At 70.6% G+C, this 14486-nt stretch carries 14 protein-coding genes; 7 read left to right on the forward strand and 7 right to left on the reverse strand.

The features are described 5' to 3' along the window. The first annotated feature begins 65 nt into the window (after positions 1–65). Positions 66–3428, forward strand: coding sequence for a PAS-domain containing protein (locus AC1DGW_RS09325; RefSeq protein ID WP_478022047.1), 3363 nt, complete (start codon positions 66–68; stop codon positions 3426–3428). 15 nt (positions 3429–3443) lie between these two features. Here the strand turns inward: AC1DGW_RS09325 and AC1DGW_RS09330 are convergent, their stop codons facing one another. Further along, positions 3444–3776 carry an ArsR/SmtB family transcription factor gene (locus AC1DGW_RS09330; protein ID WP_478022049.1) on the reverse strand — a complete coding sequence of 111 codons (333 nt, stop codon included), beginning with the start codon at positions 3774–3776 and terminating at the stop codon, positions 3444–3446. 81 nt (positions 3777–3857) lie between these two features. Here AC1DGW_RS09330 and AC1DGW_RS09335 point away from each other — a divergent pair, with 81 nt between their 5' ends. The 3 genes from AC1DGW_RS09335 to AC1DGW_RS09345 are packed head-to-tail and all read left to right on the forward strand — an operon-like array spanning position 3858 to position 5577. Further along, a complete protein-coding gene (locus AC1DGW_RS09335) occupies positions 3858–4748 on the forward strand; it encodes an MBL fold metallo-hydrolase (protein WP_478022051.1) in 891 nt (296 codons plus the stop codon). Then, complete coding sequence (locus AC1DGW_RS09340) at positions 4745–5158, forward strand: YeeE/YedE family protein (RefSeq protein WP_478022053.1); 414 nt, start codon at positions 4745–4747, stop codon at positions 5156–5158. Before AC1DGW_RS09335 ends, AC1DGW_RS09340 begins: the two co-directional genes overlap by 4 nt. Then, the gene (locus AC1DGW_RS09345; RefSeq protein WP_478022055.1) at positions 5155–5577 is read left to right on the forward strand and encodes a DUF6691 family protein; all 423 of its coding nucleotides are present in this window, start codon (positions 5155–5157) and stop codon (positions 5575–5577) included. The genes AC1DGW_RS09340 and AC1DGW_RS09345 overlap by 4 nt, the downstream gene beginning before the upstream one ends. A 10-nt stretch (positions 5578–5587) precedes the next feature. Here AC1DGW_RS09345 and AC1DGW_RS09350 read toward each other — a convergent pair whose 3' ends face one another. Together AC1DGW_RS09350 and AC1DGW_RS09355 are read right to left on the reverse strand one after the other, a co-directional pair. Then, positions 5588–6250, reverse strand: coding sequence for a response regulator transcription factor (locus AC1DGW_RS09350; RefSeq protein WP_478022057.1), 663 nt, complete (start codon positions 6248–6250; stop codon positions 5588–5590). A 78-nt stretch (positions 6251–6328) separates the two neighbouring features. Further along, positions 6329–7126 carry a 3-hydroxybutyrate dehydrogenase gene (locus AC1DGW_RS09355; protein WP_478022059.1) on the reverse strand — a complete coding sequence of 266 codons (798 nt, stop codon included), beginning with the start codon at positions 7124–7126 and terminating at the stop codon, positions 6329–6331. A 115-nt stretch (positions 7127–7241) separates the two neighbouring features. On the opposite strand from AC1DGW_RS09355, the gene AC1DGW_RS09360 reads away from it, so the two are divergent. From AC1DGW_RS09360 to AC1DGW_RS09370, 3 genes are all read left to right on the forward strand, one after another. Continuing rightward, positions 7242–9074: a 3-hydroxybutyrate oligomer hydrolase family protein gene (locus AC1DGW_RS09360; RefSeq protein ID WP_478022061.1), complete on the forward strand. Its 1833-nt coding sequence runs from the start codon at positions 7242–7244 to the stop codon at positions 9072–9074. 107 nt (positions 9075–9181) lie between these two features. After that, on the forward strand, positions 9182–9778 hold the full coding sequence (locus AC1DGW_RS09365; RefSeq protein ID WP_478022063.1) for a HutD/Ves family protein: 597 nt from the start codon (positions 9182–9184) through the stop codon (positions 9776–9778). Between the two features lie 75 nt (positions 9779–9853). After that, complete coding sequence (locus AC1DGW_RS09370; protein ID WP_478022065.1) at positions 9854–10240, forward strand: DUF1801 domain-containing protein; 387 nt, start codon at positions 9854–9856, stop codon at positions 10238–10240. Positions 10241–10360: 120 nt separating this feature from the next. Here AC1DGW_RS09370 and AC1DGW_RS09375 read toward each other — a convergent pair whose 3' ends face one another. The 4 genes from AC1DGW_RS09375 to AC1DGW_RS09390 all read right to left on the reverse strand — a co-directional run bounded on the left by AC1DGW_RS09375 (position 10361) and on the right by AC1DGW_RS09390 (position 14486). After that, complete coding sequence (locus AC1DGW_RS09375; RefSeq protein ID WP_478022067.1) at positions 10361–11968, reverse strand: sulfite reductase subunit alpha; 1608 nt, start codon at positions 11966–11968, stop codon at positions 10361–10363. After that, the gene (locus AC1DGW_RS09380) at positions 11965–12936 is read right to left on the reverse strand and encodes an FAD:protein FMN transferase (RefSeq protein WP_478022069.1); all 972 of its coding nucleotides are present in this window, start codon (positions 12934–12936) and stop codon (positions 11965–11967) included. The genes AC1DGW_RS09375 and AC1DGW_RS09380 overlap by 4 nt, the downstream gene beginning before the upstream one ends. A gap of 151 nt (positions 12937–13087) precedes the next feature. Beyond that, a complete protein-coding gene (locus AC1DGW_RS09385; RefSeq protein ID WP_478022071.1) occupies positions 13088–13942 on the reverse strand; it encodes a DUF4198 domain-containing protein in 855 nt (284 codons plus the stop codon). Positions 13943–13967: 25 nt separating this feature from the next. Then, positions 13968–14486 carry a DUF2271 domain-containing protein gene (locus AC1DGW_RS09390; RefSeq protein WP_478022073.1) on the reverse strand — a complete coding sequence of 173 codons (519 nt, stop codon included), beginning with the start codon at positions 14484–14486 and terminating at the stop codon, positions 13968–13970.

Consider the following 14486-nt stretch of genomic DNA (forward strand, 5'->3'; position numbering starts at 1 on the left):
TGCTGTTTCTCCGCGCCTGCCGCGCGCCGTATCCTGCCCGCCATGCACACGGGGGATCCATACGCATGTTGAGTCTGGTGACGGTGGCCCTGGCCGGGGTGGCATGGCTGGTGCTGATGTTCGGCGTCGCGCTGTACGGCGAGCGCCGGCCCGCCGTGTTCGCGCGTCACTGGCGCCATGTCTACGCGCTGTCGCTGGCGGTGCACTGCACCTCCTGGACGTTCTACGGCACGGTGACCCAGGCCGCACGCTACGGCTGGCCGCTGCCGCCGACCTTCGTCGGCGCGATCCTGTTCTATGCGCTGGCCATCGGCATGATGGTGCGGCTGGTGCGGCTGGCGCGCGAGACCAACGCCACCTCGCTGGCCGACCTGATCGCCGCACGGCTGGGGCGCGACGCCTGGCTGGCGGCGACGGTGACGCTGATCGCCGCGCTGGGCCTGATTCCCTACATCGCGCTGCAGCTCAAGGCGGTGGCGATGAGCTTCGGCATGCTCACCCTGCGTTCGGCCGACGCCGTGCAGGACGCTGCGCCGTGGCGCGACAGCGCGCTGTACGTGGCGCTGGCGATGGCGCTGTTCGCGATGCTGTTCGGCGCACGCCGCGCCGACGTGTCCGAGCACAACCGCGGGCTGGTGCTGGCGATGGCCGCCGAATCGCTGTTCAAGCTCGGCGCGATGCTGGCGCTGGGCGCCTTCGTCTGGTTCGGATTGGACGGGGTGGCGATGCCGCCGCCTGCGCCCGCGGCGGATGCGCCTGCCGGCGGTTTCGTGCCGCTGGTGCTGCTCGGTGCGCTGGCAATGTTCCTGCTGCCGCACCAGTTCCATGTCGGCGTGGTCGAGTGCCGCGATCCGGCCGACATCCGCACCTCGCGTTGGCTGTTCCCGCTGTACCTGCTGCTGATCGCGCTGCCGATCCTGCCGCTGGCGCGCGCCGGCGGCGCGCTGCTGGGCAACAGCGTGCCCAGCGACATGTATACGCTGGCCCTGCCGTTCTCGGCCGGGCATACCGGGGTGGCGCTGTTCGCCTTCCTCGGCGGCCTGAGCGCGGCCACCGGCATGGTGGTGGTCAGCACCCTGACCCTGAGTCTGATGATCGGCAACCACTGGTTCGCGCCAGGCCTGCTGCGCAGCACCTGGGCGCGCGCCGGCGGCGACCACCGCCGCGAACTGGTGTGGCTGCGGCGCGCCGGCATCTGCGTGATCATGCTGCTGGCCTGGGCCTACAGCCGGCTGATCGGCGGCGGCAACGTGCTGGCCGACATCGGTGCGATCTCGTTCTCGGCGATGGCCACGCTGGTGCCGGTGCTGGGCTTCGCGATCTGGCGGCCGCAGACGCCGCCGCGCGCGGCCATCGCCGGTGTGCTGGCCGGCTTTGCCACCTGGGCCTGGGTACTGCTGTTGCCGACACTGCTGGAAAACAGCGGACGCGTACCGACGTGGCTGGCGGAGGGGCCGTTCGGCTGGCGTTGGCTGGCGCCGGGCGCCCTGTTCGGCCTGACCGGCTGGAGCCCGCTGGGGCGCGCGGTCGGCGCCAGCCTGTTCGTCGGTACGGCGGCGACGCTGCTGGCGATGGCATGGCGGCGCGACACGCCGGACCGTACCCGCCGCAATCTGGATGCCGACGCGCTGCGCGACGCCGGCCGCCGTTTCCTGCCTTGGGAGAAGGTGCAGCGGCTGCTCGCCGATGCGCCGCGGCAGGGGCCGGTGCCGGCCGCGACCGAGGCCAGTGTCGAGCGCGAACTGTCCGCCGTGCTCGGCGCGGCATCGGCACGGCTGCTGCTGGATGCCGCGCGCCGCGAGAGCGGCGAACTGGCCACCGTCGCGGCCATCGTCAGCGAGGCCTCGCTGGACCTGCGCTTCAACCAGCAGGTGCTGCAGGCGGCGCTGCAGAACATGAGCCAGGGCATCAGCGTGATCGACCGCGAGCAGCGGCTGGTGGCGTGGAATCGCCCCTACGCGCAGCTGTTCGGCTTTCCCGACGAGCTGCTGCAGGTAGGCCGGCCGATCATGGACCTGACCCGCTGGGCGCTGCAGGCGATGCCGCAGCGCGGCAGCGACGAACGCGCGGTGGACCGGCGACTGGCGTTGATGCGCGCCGGCACCGCGCACCTTACCGAGCGCGTGTTCCCGGATGGTCGCATCGTCGAGATCCGCGGCAACCCGATGCCCGGCGGCGGCTTTGTCGCCACCTTTACCGACGTCACCGAGTTCCGCCGCACCGAGCAGGAACTGATGCGCAGCAACGAGACGCTGGAGCAGCGCGTGGGCGAACGCACCGCGCTGCTGGAGTCGGCCAAGCGCGAGGCCGAGCGCGCCAACGATGCCAAGAGCCGCTTCCTGGCCGCCATCGGCCACGACCTGCTGCAGCCGCTGCACGCCGCGCACCTGTTCACCGACACGCTGGCGCAGCAGGTGGAAGCGCCGCCGCAGCGGCAGGCGGTGGTGCAGATCCGCGGTGCGCTGGATTCGACCACGCAGTTGCTGACCGGCCTGTTCGACATGTCGCGGCTGGAGGCCGGCGGGCTGGTGCCGCAGCCGCGCGACATGCCGCTGGCCGAGGTGCTCGATCCGCTGGCCTCGGAATTCCGCGCGCTGGCCGCGGCACGCGGGCTGGCCTTCCGCTACGTGCCGACCCGGGCATGGGTGAACAGCGACCCGCAGTTGTTGCGGCGCGTGCTGCAGAACTTCCTGGCCAACGCGGTGCGCTATACCGCGCATGGCGGCGTGCTGCTGGGCGTACGCCGCGACGACGACCGGCTGCGCATCGAGGTGCATGACACCGGGCCGGGCATCGCCAAGGGCGAGCAGCGGCGCATCTTCGAGGAATTCCGGCGCGGCGAGGACAGCGGCGGGCAGGGACTGGGCCTGGGGCTGGCGATCGCCGACCGCATCGCCGGCCTGCTGGACGCGCCGCTGCGGCTGCGCAGCGAACTGGGCCACGGCACGGTGTTCTCGGTGGCGGTGGCCATGGTGCCGATGCCCGTACAGCTCGCGGCTACAGCTGCACCATCGAAGCGCGGCGCGGCCGATGAGCGCGAGGCGATCCGCGTGCTGGTCGTGGACAACGATCCGGCGGCGCTGACCGGCCTGGCGGCGCTGCTGCGCGGCTGGGGTTACGAGGTGGCCGAGGCGTCGGCCGAGGCCGGCGCGGTCGCGGCGATGCAGGCCGCACCGGCGGCGCTGTGGCTGTTCGACTACAACCTGGACGACGGCGACACCGGCACCGCGCTGCAGGCGCGGCTGGGCGAGCGCTTCGGTACGCGGCCGACCTTGATCCTCAGCGCCGACGACAGCCTGGGCACGCGCCGCGAAGTGCTGGAACAGGGGCTGACCCTGCTGCACAAGCCGGTGCGCCCGCTGGCGCTGAAGTCGATCATGGACCGGCTGCTGGCCGCACGCGCGGTAGCGCAGGCGCCATCGCCGTAGCGGCGGTTTTCCCGTCTACGTCGAGCGCCCGCGCTTGCGTTTGCCGCAGTAGGCGTCGTGCAGCGCCTGCATCACGCCCAGCGCGGGGCTGTCGGCGAGCGCGTAGAAGATGGTCTGCGCTTCGCGCCGGGTGGCGACCAGCCCGGCCTCGCGCATCACCGCCAGGTGCTGCGACAGCGCCGACATCGACAGGCCGGCGCTGGCCTGCAGCTCGCCGACGGAGGCCTCGCCGTCCACCAGTTGGCAGAGCACGCGCAGCCGTGCCGGATGGGCGATGGCCTTGAGCAGCTGCGCAGCCTGCTCGGCATGGGCCTGCATCTGCGCGATATCCAGGTCGGGTGCATTCATGCGTGCGTCGGGTCGGGGGCTTGTGGTTTGGATGGGGAGAGTTTAATTTAGAAAAATCTAAATTACAAAGCGACGATTCCCATGCACCGGATTCCAGAGCCTTCCCCCAGGGTCGAAGCCTTCTTCGACAAGGACACCGGAACCTTCAGCTATGTCGTGTACGACGAACTGGCCGGTTCGGCGGCGATCATCGACCCGGTGCTGGACTATGAGCCGGCCGGCGCGCGCATCGGCACCTCCTCGGCCGACGCGCTGCTGGCCTTCGTGCGCGAACGGCAGCTGAAGGTGGAGTGGATACTGGAAACCCACGCGCATGCCGATCATCTCAGCGCCGCCGGCTACCTGGCCGACATCCTGCGGGCGCCCGTGGCGATCGGGCGCGGCATCGTCCAGGTGCAGGAGCGCTTCAAGGCGCTGTTCGGACTGGGCGAGGAGTTCATCGCCGACGGCCGCCAGTTCGACCGCCTGTTCGTCGACGGCGACAGCTTCCGCATCGGCACGCTGGACGCGCGGGTGATCGCCACGCCAGGCCATACCGACGACAGCCTGACCTATGTGATCGGCGATGCGGCCTTCATCGGCGACACCCTGTTCGCCACCGATACCGGCACTGCGCGTACCGACTTCCCCGGTGGCGACGCGCATCGGCTGTATGCCTCCATCCAGAAAATCCTTGCCCTGCCGGAGGACACGCGCCTGTTCCTGTGCCACGACTATCCCGGCGACCGGCGCGACGCGCTGCCGCAGACCCGCATCGACGAACAGAGGGAAAGCAACCCGCACCTGATGGACGGCGTCGACGAGGCGGCGTTCGTGCAGAAGCGCCAGCAGCGCGACGCGACCCTGCCGGTGCCGCGGCTGATCCTGCCGGCGCTGCAGGTCAATATCCGCGGTGGGCGCCTGCCGGAACCGGACGCCAACGGCATCCGCTATTTCCGCCTGCCGCTGGACCAGATGGGCGGTACGCGATGAGCGCCTGGCCTGCCGCTCTGGCCGGTGGCGTGCTGATCGGCCTGGCGGCGACGCTGCTGCTGTGGTTGAACGGACGCATCGCCGGCATCAGCGGCATCGTCGGCGGCGTGTTGCTGCCGCAGCGCGGCGAAGTGGCGTGGCGGCTGGCGTTCCTGCTGGGCCTGATTGCGGCCGGCGCGGCGTGGCTGTGGTGGGTGCCCGGTGCGTATGTGCCGCGACAGGGCTTTCCGCCGGTGCTGCTGGTAGCCGCGGGGCTGCTGGTCGGCTTCGGCACGCGCATGGGCAATGGCTGCACCAGCGGTCATGGCGTCTGCGGACTGGGGCGGTTGTCGCCGCGCTCGCTGGCGGCGGTGCTGGTCTTCATGGCGACGGCGATCGCCACCACCTGGATCGTGAGGCATGTGGCATGAGCGGCATCAGGACCCTGCTGGCGGCGTTGCTGGCCGGTGCATTGTTCGGCCTCGGGCTGGCGGTGTCGGGCATGACCGACCCGCTGCGCATCCTCGGCTTCCTGGACGTGGCTGGCGCGTTCGATCCGACGCTGCTGTTCGTGCTCGGCGGCGCGGTGGGTACCACGATGTTGCTGTTCCGCCTGGTGCTGCGGCGTCCGGCACCGTTGTTGGCCGGAAGTTTCCGGATTTCGGAGGTGAGCGGCGTCGATACCCGCCTGCTGATCGGTGCCGGCGTGTTCGGCATCGGCTGGGGGCTGGCGGGCTATTGCCCTGGGCCGGCGCTGGTGGGCCTGGGCGTGTTGTCTCCGGAAGCGCTGTGGTTCGTGCCGGCGATGCTGGTGGGCATGGCGCTGCACCGCCTGTTGCGCGGACGCTGATCCGCCTTTCCTACACGGCCTGCTTGGCCGGGTCGCTCAGTTCCAGCTCGCGCAGCACCACGCTGGCCTGGGTGCGGTTGCGCACGCCAAGGCGCTCGAAGATCGCCGACAGGTGCGCCTTGACCGTGCGTTCCTGCACGTCCAGGCGGTCGGCGATCTGCTTGTTGAGCAGGCCTTCGGCGACCAGCGCCAGCACGCGGAACTGCTGGGGCGACAGGCTGGCCAGGCGCGCGGCCAGTTCGCTGTCGTGGCTGGAGGACTGCGCGCGCGTCACCGCCGCGCGCAGCGAAGCCGGCAGCCATTGCTCGCAGGCCATCACGCTGCGGATCGCCTCGCGCAGTTCGTTCAGTCCCGAACTCTTGGGCAGGTAGCCGGCGGCGCCATGGTCGAGCGCGCGCCGCACCACGCGCGGGTCGTCGTTGGCCGAAACCACGATCACCGCCACGCCCGGGTGCTGGGCGCGTATCGCCGCCAGCCCCGCCAGCCCATGGTTGCCGGGCATGTGCAGGTCGAGCAGGATCAGGTCGGTCTCCGGCGCGGCGTCGAGCGCGGCCAGCACGCCTTCCAGCGATTCGGCCTCGCGTACTTGCAGGTCGGCCATCGCCTCACCCGCGGCCTGGCGCAGCGCGGCGCGGAACAGCGGATGGTCGTCGGCGATCAGCAGACTGGGCATGGGCATGTCGGATGAGACGGGTGCCTGCATTGTCGGCGAATATCCGACAGGAGCGCACCCTGGTGCGCTCCTGTGCGCTTACTGCGCGGTCCAGGCGCCGTCCATCGGCATTGCCGCGCCGGTAAGGTTGTGCGCCTCGCGGCGGCACAGCCAGACCACCATCGCGGCGATGTCTTCCGGCAGCGACATGCGCAGGCTCGGCTGCTTTTCCTCCAGCAGCGCGCGCACCCCGTCGTCGCGGCTGCCGCCGTTGCGGTGCGCCTGGATCTGCGGCTCGATCAACGGCGTTTCCACCCAGCCCGGGCACACGCAGTTGACGGTGACGCCGCCGCTGTCACGGCTGCCGGCCGTCGCGTACTCCAGCGCCGCCACCTTGCTCAGGCCAACGATGCCGAACTTGCTGGCCACGTAGGGCGCCTTGTTTTTCGACGCCACCAGCCCGTGCACCGAGGCGATGTTGACCACGCGGCCGTAGCCGCGTACGGCCATGCCGGGCAGCGCCTGCTGCATGGTGTGGAAGGCGGCGCTGAGGTTGATGGCGATGATGTCGTCCCATTTATGGGCGGGCTGTTCGGCCAGCGGCGCGGCGTGCTGGATGCCGGCGCAGTTGACCAGCACGTCGAGCGCGCCCCAGTCCTGCACCGCGGCCATCATCGCCTCGATCTCGGCCGGGTTGCGCAGGTCGGCGCCGAAGTGGCGCGATTCGCTGCCGGTCGCGGCGACGCTGGCGAGCGCGGCGTCGATCTGCTCGGGCGTGCCCAGGCCGTTGATCGCCACGCGGGCGCCGGCCGCGGCCAATGCCTGCGCGATGGCAAGCCCAATGCCCGAGGTGCTGCCGGTCACCAGTGCGGTGCGGCCCTGCAGGAAGCGGTCCATGGGGAAACTCCGTGAAACAGTGGGGGAATGCTGCAGAACGTAACAGCCGGCACGTAAGCGCCGCGTGGTACGAAAGTACGATGGGCCGGGCGGGGCGCTCTGCTAGTGTGCCGGCATGACTACTTCCCTCCTGCGCGCCGCCTGCGGCCTCGTCATCGGATTCGGCCTGGCGTCGTGCGCCAGCGGCCCCGCCTCCAAGTCCGTGGAGTCTTCCATGTTCAGCAACGAACTGCGCAGCGAACACCGCGGCAACGACGACCTGTTGACTGCCGGCCTCGGCCTGGCAGGGCTGCGCGGCATGGCGCCGCCGGCCTTCGCCGATGCCAGCGCGCCGACCGTGGAGGAACTGCGCCGGCGCGCGTTGTGGGGCAGTTGGCGCGGTATCGCCGATCTTGCGCCGGGCGGTGGTTACGGCGAGCTGTTCGGTACGCTGGAGGCAGTGCCGGGCCGCGAGTATTCGGCCTATGCGCGCCTGCCCGGGGCGAAGCAGCCGCACCGCGTGCTGGCGCAGGTGCCGGACAATTTCGACACCGGCAAGCGCTGCGTGCTGGTGGCGCCGGCCTCCGGTTCGCGCGGCATCTACGGTGCGGTGTCGGTGGCGGCGGCCTGGGGCCTGCCCAAGGGCTGCGCGGTGGTCTACACCGACAAGGGCGCAGGCAGCGACTATTTCGACCTGGACGCGCAGATGGGCGTGCGCGCCAACGGCATGATCGGTGCGCTGGGCGAAGCCGCCGATCTGGGCTTCGTGCCGGATGCGCCGGTCAACGCCTCCGGCGTGGCGTTCAAGCACGCGCATTCCAAGGACAACCCGGAGGCGGACTGGGGCCGCCACGTGAAGCAGGCCGCCGAGTTCGCGCTGCTGGCGCTGGACCAGGCGTTCCCGCAGGCGGCGCCCTTCACCTTCGCCAATACCCGCGTCATCGCAGTGGGCATCTCCAATGGCGGCGGCGCGGTGCTGCGCGCGGCCGAACTGGAAGGCGACTGGCTGGACGCGGTGGTTGCGGGCGAACCGAGCGTGCTGTCCGACGGTCCCGGCGCCCGCGCGCTGTACGACTATTCCACCGAGGCGGCGCTGCTGATGCCCTGCGCGCAGCTGCACATGGCCAACCTGCCGCAGCCGCCGCTGACCGCCGCGCTGCAGGCCGGCGCCACCGTGCGCTGCGCCACGCTGGCGGCCGAAGGCGTCATCGGCGGCGCCACGCCGGCGGCGCAGGCCAAGGCGGCCTATGAGCTGATGTTGAGCAAGGGCTGGACCGATGCCGCGCTGCGCGCCGGTGCGCTGTCCACCGGTTTCGACCTGTGGCGCGCCGTCGCCGCGACCTATGCGTCGGCCTATGGCCGTTACGGCGTGGGCGAGCATCCCTGCGGTTTCAACTTCGCCGCGCAGAACCCGGATTTCTCGCCGCGCGCGGCCACCGCCGCCGAACGGGCGGCATGGATCGCCGATGGCAGCGGCATTCCGCCGGGCGCCGGCGTCGGCCTGCTGGACAGCAGGGTGCAGTTGCCGGACCTGACCTACGCCGGGCTGAAATGCCTGCGCGGCCTGTGGGACGGGCAGGGCGAGGATGCCCGCCGCGTGCAGGCCGGCATCCAGGCCACCCGCGCCAGCCTGCCGCGCAAGGGCCTGCCGGTGATGGTGGTGCACGGCACCGACGACGGCCTGATCCCGCCGGCATTCAGCAGCGCGCCGTATGTGGCCGCGGCCAAGGCGGCCGGGCGCGAAGTGAACTACTGGCAGGTGCGCCACGTGCAGCACTTCGACGGCTTCCTCGGCCTGCCCGATTACGGCGCGCGCTACCTGCCGCTTCTGCCCTATGTGTATGCCGCGCTGGACCGCGTGCAGGAACGCCTGGACAAGGGCACGCCATTGCCGGCCGATGCGGTGATCGAGACCACGCCGCGCGCGGGCAAGCCGTTGACCGCCAGGAACCTTGCCCTCCCGGAATGACCGTTACCCATAGGAGCGCACTTCAGTGCGCGATGGGGTATTAACGGTAAAGCCTCATCGCGCACCAAGGTGCGCTCCTACGCGCGCGACGCTGGCATCATGCCGCGATGGAAATCCTCACCACTCCCTCCCGCGTCATCCCGGCCGCCGACTATCACCGCGAACGCTGGCGCAACGGCCTGGGCTGGACCCGCGAAATCCTGCGCCTGCCCGGACAGGGCGACTGGCAGCTGCGCCTGTCCATCGCCGAGATCGAACAGGATGCGGCGTTCTCCGCGTTTCCCGGCATCGAACGCGAACTGGTGCTGCTCGAAGGCGAGGGCCTGCGCCTGCGCTTCGCCGATGGCCGTTGCCAGACCCTGCTGCCGCCCTACCAGCGGCTGCGCTTCGCCGGCGAGGACGAACTGACCGGCGAACTGGTCGACGGCGTCACCCGCGATTTCAACCTGATGTGGCGTCGCGCGGACCTGCATGCCGAACTGCTGCACCGGCCGCTGGTCGGCAGCATGCTGTTCTTCACCGAGCCGCAGGCGGCCTGGGCGATCCACCTGTTGGCCGGACAGGCGACATTCGAGGATGCGGCACTGCCGCCGATGCAGGCGGGCGATACGGCCTGGCTGGGCGCAGGCGAGCGTCGTCGCCATGCGCTGTCCGGTGGCGGGGAGCTGCTGGCGATACGGATCACGCCGGCCGGCGGCGCCTGATACGGCTCCGGAGCGTGGACAGGGCCGCGCGCGGCGGCCGATGATGGCGCCCGGCAGGGGCCACCGGGAGGAGCGATGGGCAAGGCCACGACGACGGACGTCGATGCGTTCATCGACGCGCTGGATCACCCGCTGGCGCCGTTGATACGCGCGCTGCGCGCCCTGTTGCTGGCGGTCGATCCTTCGATCACCGAAGCGGTCAAATGGAACGCGCCGAGCTTCCGCACGACGGAGCACTTCGCCACGATGCAGTTGCGCAGGCCCGACGTGGTGCGCCTGGTTCTGCATCTGGGAACGAAGAAGCGCAGCTTGCCGGCCGGGGCCATCGCCGATCCCGAGGGATTGCTCGCATGGCTGGGACCGGACCGCGCCCTGCTCGAATTCCACGATGCCGGGGAACTGGAAGCGCGGCGTGCCGCGGTAGCGGCGCTGGCCAGACAGTGGATGGCGCAGTTGCCGTAGGTGCGGGGATTCGCCCCGCACGGGGCTTTGCAACTCAACCCCCGGCAGGCGTTGCGCGGCGCCGGGGCGGCCGGGGTTTCATGCCCGCCGTTCCTCGCTTCTTTCCACTCGTGCTTGCCATCAATAGACGTCGCGCCGGTAGCGCCGCTGCATCACCAGTTGTTCCTTGCGTTCGCCGCCCAGCGCCTGCGCGATCACCGCGTCCACCGCGGGCGCCATGCCCTGCAGGCTGCCGCAGACCAGCACGGTGGCGCCGTCGTCGACCCAGCGGCGCAACCGCCCGGCCTGGGCGGCCAAGGCGTCCTGCACGTAGTGGTGCGCTCCGCCGTCGCGGCTGAACACGGTGTCCAGATGTTCGATCCAGCCTTCGCGATGCCACTGTTCCAGCTCGTCGCCGAAGTGGAAGTCATGGGCGTGCTTGCGTTCGCCGAACAGCAGCCAGTTGCGGCGCAGGCCAGCGTCGATGCGGGCGCGCAGGTGCGCGCGCAGGCCGGCGATGCCGGTACCGTTGCCGATCAGCACCAGCGGCGCGTCGTCCGCCGGCGGGTGGAAGTTGGCATTCGAACGCAGGCGCAGGTCGATGCGCCCGCCGATGGCGGCGTGGTCGCACAGCCAGCCGCTGGCCAGCCCCGGCGTGCCGTCCGGCAGCGACTGCCGGCGCAACAGTAGTTGCAGTTGGCCCTCCAACGGCAGCGAGGCGATGGAGTATTCGCGGTGCGGCAAGGCCTGCAGCGTGGCGGCGATGGTATCGGGATCGCTGGATTCGAGGGCGCCGGGCAGCTTCGAGGCGGCCAGTACCTCGCGCAATGCGCGGCCATCGGCCAGCGTCGTCCGCACGTCGAGGTCGTGGGTGTGCATCCACTGTTCGACGGTGGCGGCGGCATGCCGCGGGCCGACTTCGGCGATGTCGCCGGCCTGCCAGGCGGGCAGGCCGCCATCCGCGGGCTGCAGGTGCAGGTGGAATACCGGTCCGCCGACGCTGCCGGGATTCAGCTGCCGGCGCGCGTGCAGCAACCATGGCTGGTAGTCCGGTGCGCTCCAGTCGGCCTGGACGCTGCCGTCGCCGAACTGGCCGAGCAACTGCTGCCAGTGGCGCAGGGCGGCCGGGTCGGCGTTGTCCACTTCCACCGTATCGAACAGGGGCCGCGCGCCGTGCTGGCGCAGCCAGTCGTCCAACTGATGGCCGAAGGCGCAGTAGTGATCGTAGCTGCGGTCGCCCAGCGCCAATACCGCGTAGCGCAGTTGCGGCAACGCCAGCGGTTGCTTCATGACCCGGCCGAGGAAGGCCAGCGCATGGTCCGGCGGGTCGCCTTCGCCGGTGGTGCTGGCGACGAACAGCGCCTCGCGCGTGCCGGCCAGCAGTGCCGCGTCGACCTGGTCCAGCGCGCGCACGCGCACCCTGCGGCCGCCATCGCGCAGGCTCTGCGCGGTGTGTTCGGTCAGTTGCCGGGCGAAGCCGGTCTGGCTGGCCCAGACCACCAGCAGCGGCGGTTCGCCGGCCTCGGTGGAATCGTCCTTGCGCGGACGCGCACGCCACCACAGCGCCGCGCACCCTGCCGCATAGGCCAGCAGGGCGGCCAGCGCGATCCAGCGCTGTGCCGGACGTGGTGCGGCCAGCCACCAGTCCCCGCCCAGATGCAGGCGCAGCAGCAGGCCGGCGATCGCCAGCAGCAGGGCGATGACCGCGGCATTGCCGGCAATGACGCGCGCGGACGTAGTGCGGCTCATGCGCTGCCTGCGTCCAGGTGCTGCCGGAAGCCCTGCGACAGGGTTTCAACCGGGCCGTCTGCGCCATGTTGGAGGAAGCGCGCGGCCAAGCCATGGGCGTTGGCGAAGGCGAGCCCTTCGTCCGCGCCCATCACCGTCAACGCGGTGGCCCAGGCATCGGCGAGCATCGCTTCGCGGTGGATCACCGTGACCGCGGCGGCCGCGGCCGTCACCGGCGCGTGCCGGCGCGGGTCAAGGGTATGGCTGTAGCTCACGCCGTCCTGTTCGTAGCGGTGCCAGCGGTCGCCAGAGGTGGCCACTGCCAGCTCGTCGAGCGCCAATACACGCGGCGGATGATCGGCGCCGGCGTCTTCCTCCGGGGCCGATTCGACCAGCACACGCCACGGTTGGCCGTCAGGTTTGCGGCCACGGCCATGCAGTTCACCGCCGACCTCGACCAGTGCAGCGTCGATGCCCTGTCCGCGCAGCCAGCCGCTGACCACGTCGACGCCATACCCCTTGGCGATCGCCGACAGATCCAGTTGCAGCCCGCCGGGCTGCAGTGCGGCCTGCGCCTGCGCGTCCAGCTGCAGCCGCTGCCAACCACAATGCGCGGCGACCTCGGCAAGCCGTTCGGCATCGGGCGCGCGCCGTTGCCCGGCATCAGCGCCGAAACCCCACAGCGCCACCAGCGGGCCGACAGTGGGATCGAAAGTGCCGCCGCTGCGCTCGGCGACCGTACGAGCGGCCTGCAACACGCACCAGAAATCGTCGGGCAGCCGCTGCCAGCTGCCGGCGGCGGCGTGGTTGTAGCGGCTGATGTCCGAACCCGGTTCCCAGGTGCTCATCTGCGCGACCACGCGGTCGAGCTGCGCCTGGATGCCCGCATGCAGCGGGTGCAGGTCGCGACCGCACGGCACCACCAGCTTCACGCTCCAGGTGGTGCCCATGGTGTGGCCGCCGAGGGCGGCGATGTCGGGAGGAGACATGGAGCCAGAGTCGAGTGAAGAAGAGTGAGGAGTGGGAGCAGGCAGGTGTGCCTGCTCATCCTCTCGACAAGCGCAGGCATGGAGCGGGAGGAGGGGAGCGGGTCGTTGCCATTGCTGCGGCTCCTCTCACTCGTCTTCACCCGTTCCTGCCTTACTGCGGCAGCACTTCCAGCGTGGCGACGTAGCTCAGGCGGCGCTGCCTGGCCTGCGGCGCGCTGGTCCTGTCGTCGGTGGTCGACGTCTCCAGCCAGTACATGCCCGCTTCCGGCCAGGTCACCTTGAAGCTGCCGTCTGCGCCGGTGGTCACCTTGATCTCGTCCTGTGCGTTGCGATAACGGGTGGCGCCGCGCACGATCTCCACTTCCAGCCCGCTGGCGGGCTTGCCGTCCACCACCAGCCTGAAGGTGGCTTCCTCGCCCGCGAACAGATCATTGGGGTGGGTGACCGGTACCAGCTCCAGGCCCTTGCCGATGGTGGCGACGCTGCTCGGCTTGCCCTTGGTGACGAAGGTCTCCACCCGGCCGATGCCTTCGGTGACCATCAGGTTCTGCGCGTTCTTCGGGATCTTGGTGGCCAGGTCCTCAGGCGTGGCATTGCGCAGGAAGCCGCCGCGGGGGCCGCCCATGCCGCCGGCCGCCGGCTTGTCCTTGGCCGCGGCCAGGCTTTCCGGGGTGTCCCAGCGCGCGGACAGGCCGCTGTTGAGGTTGGCGATGCGATAGGTGCCTTCCTGCGCCAGCTGCACGTCGAACACGCTGCGGTACTTGCCGGTGGCCGGGTTCTGCGGCTGCAGCGTGCCGCCGTCAGGCGTGGCGATGGTGACATTGTCCAGGCGCATCGCTACGTGGTCGGGGTAGTACAGCTGGTTGGATACCGCCGCATCGACCGTGACCCATACGTCGTTGCCGGCGACCACGGTGGATGAGGGCAGCAGCCACTGCTTGTGGGCCAGGGCGGAGAACGGAAGCGCGGCTGCGATCAGCGCGGCGAGCAGGGTGGTGCGTTTCATGGCGTGTCTCTCCTTGTTCGGGACGTCAGGGCTTGATGGCGAGGGTGACCAGGCCGAGTTCGCTCTGGCCCTGGGCGGTGCCGTTGCCGGCCTTGCCCTTCCACTCGAAGGGAATCTTCAGCAGCTCGCGGCCGCCGACTTCGCGCACGGCCTCTACCACCAAGGTGTACTGGCCGGCGGGCAGGCCGCGCAGCTGCGGCTGGTTGTCGCTGAAGCTCAGCGCGTGCTTGCCGGCCGGCCGGGTCGGGCCGGTCACGCCGTCCACCGGCACCTGCAGGGTGCGGCCGCTCTTGCGCCACCACTGGCGCAGGTCGGGCAGCCACTTGGTGCCGTGGCCTTCGGCGTTGGACGTCTGCTGGTACCACACCGACAGGTTGGCCGCGGATTTCTGCCCCGCATCCTCGATCCACACCGCCACGTAGGGGCGGTGGTACTCGGCCACGTTGAGCTTGGGGATCTCGACGTTGATGTCCAGGCTCGCGGCATAGGCCGCCGGGGCGGCGGCGAGCAGCCCGCTCAGGGCGATGGTCAGGGTGACGCGCAT

It is taken from the genome of Stenotrophomonas sp. 05N423, assembly GCF_056397145.1.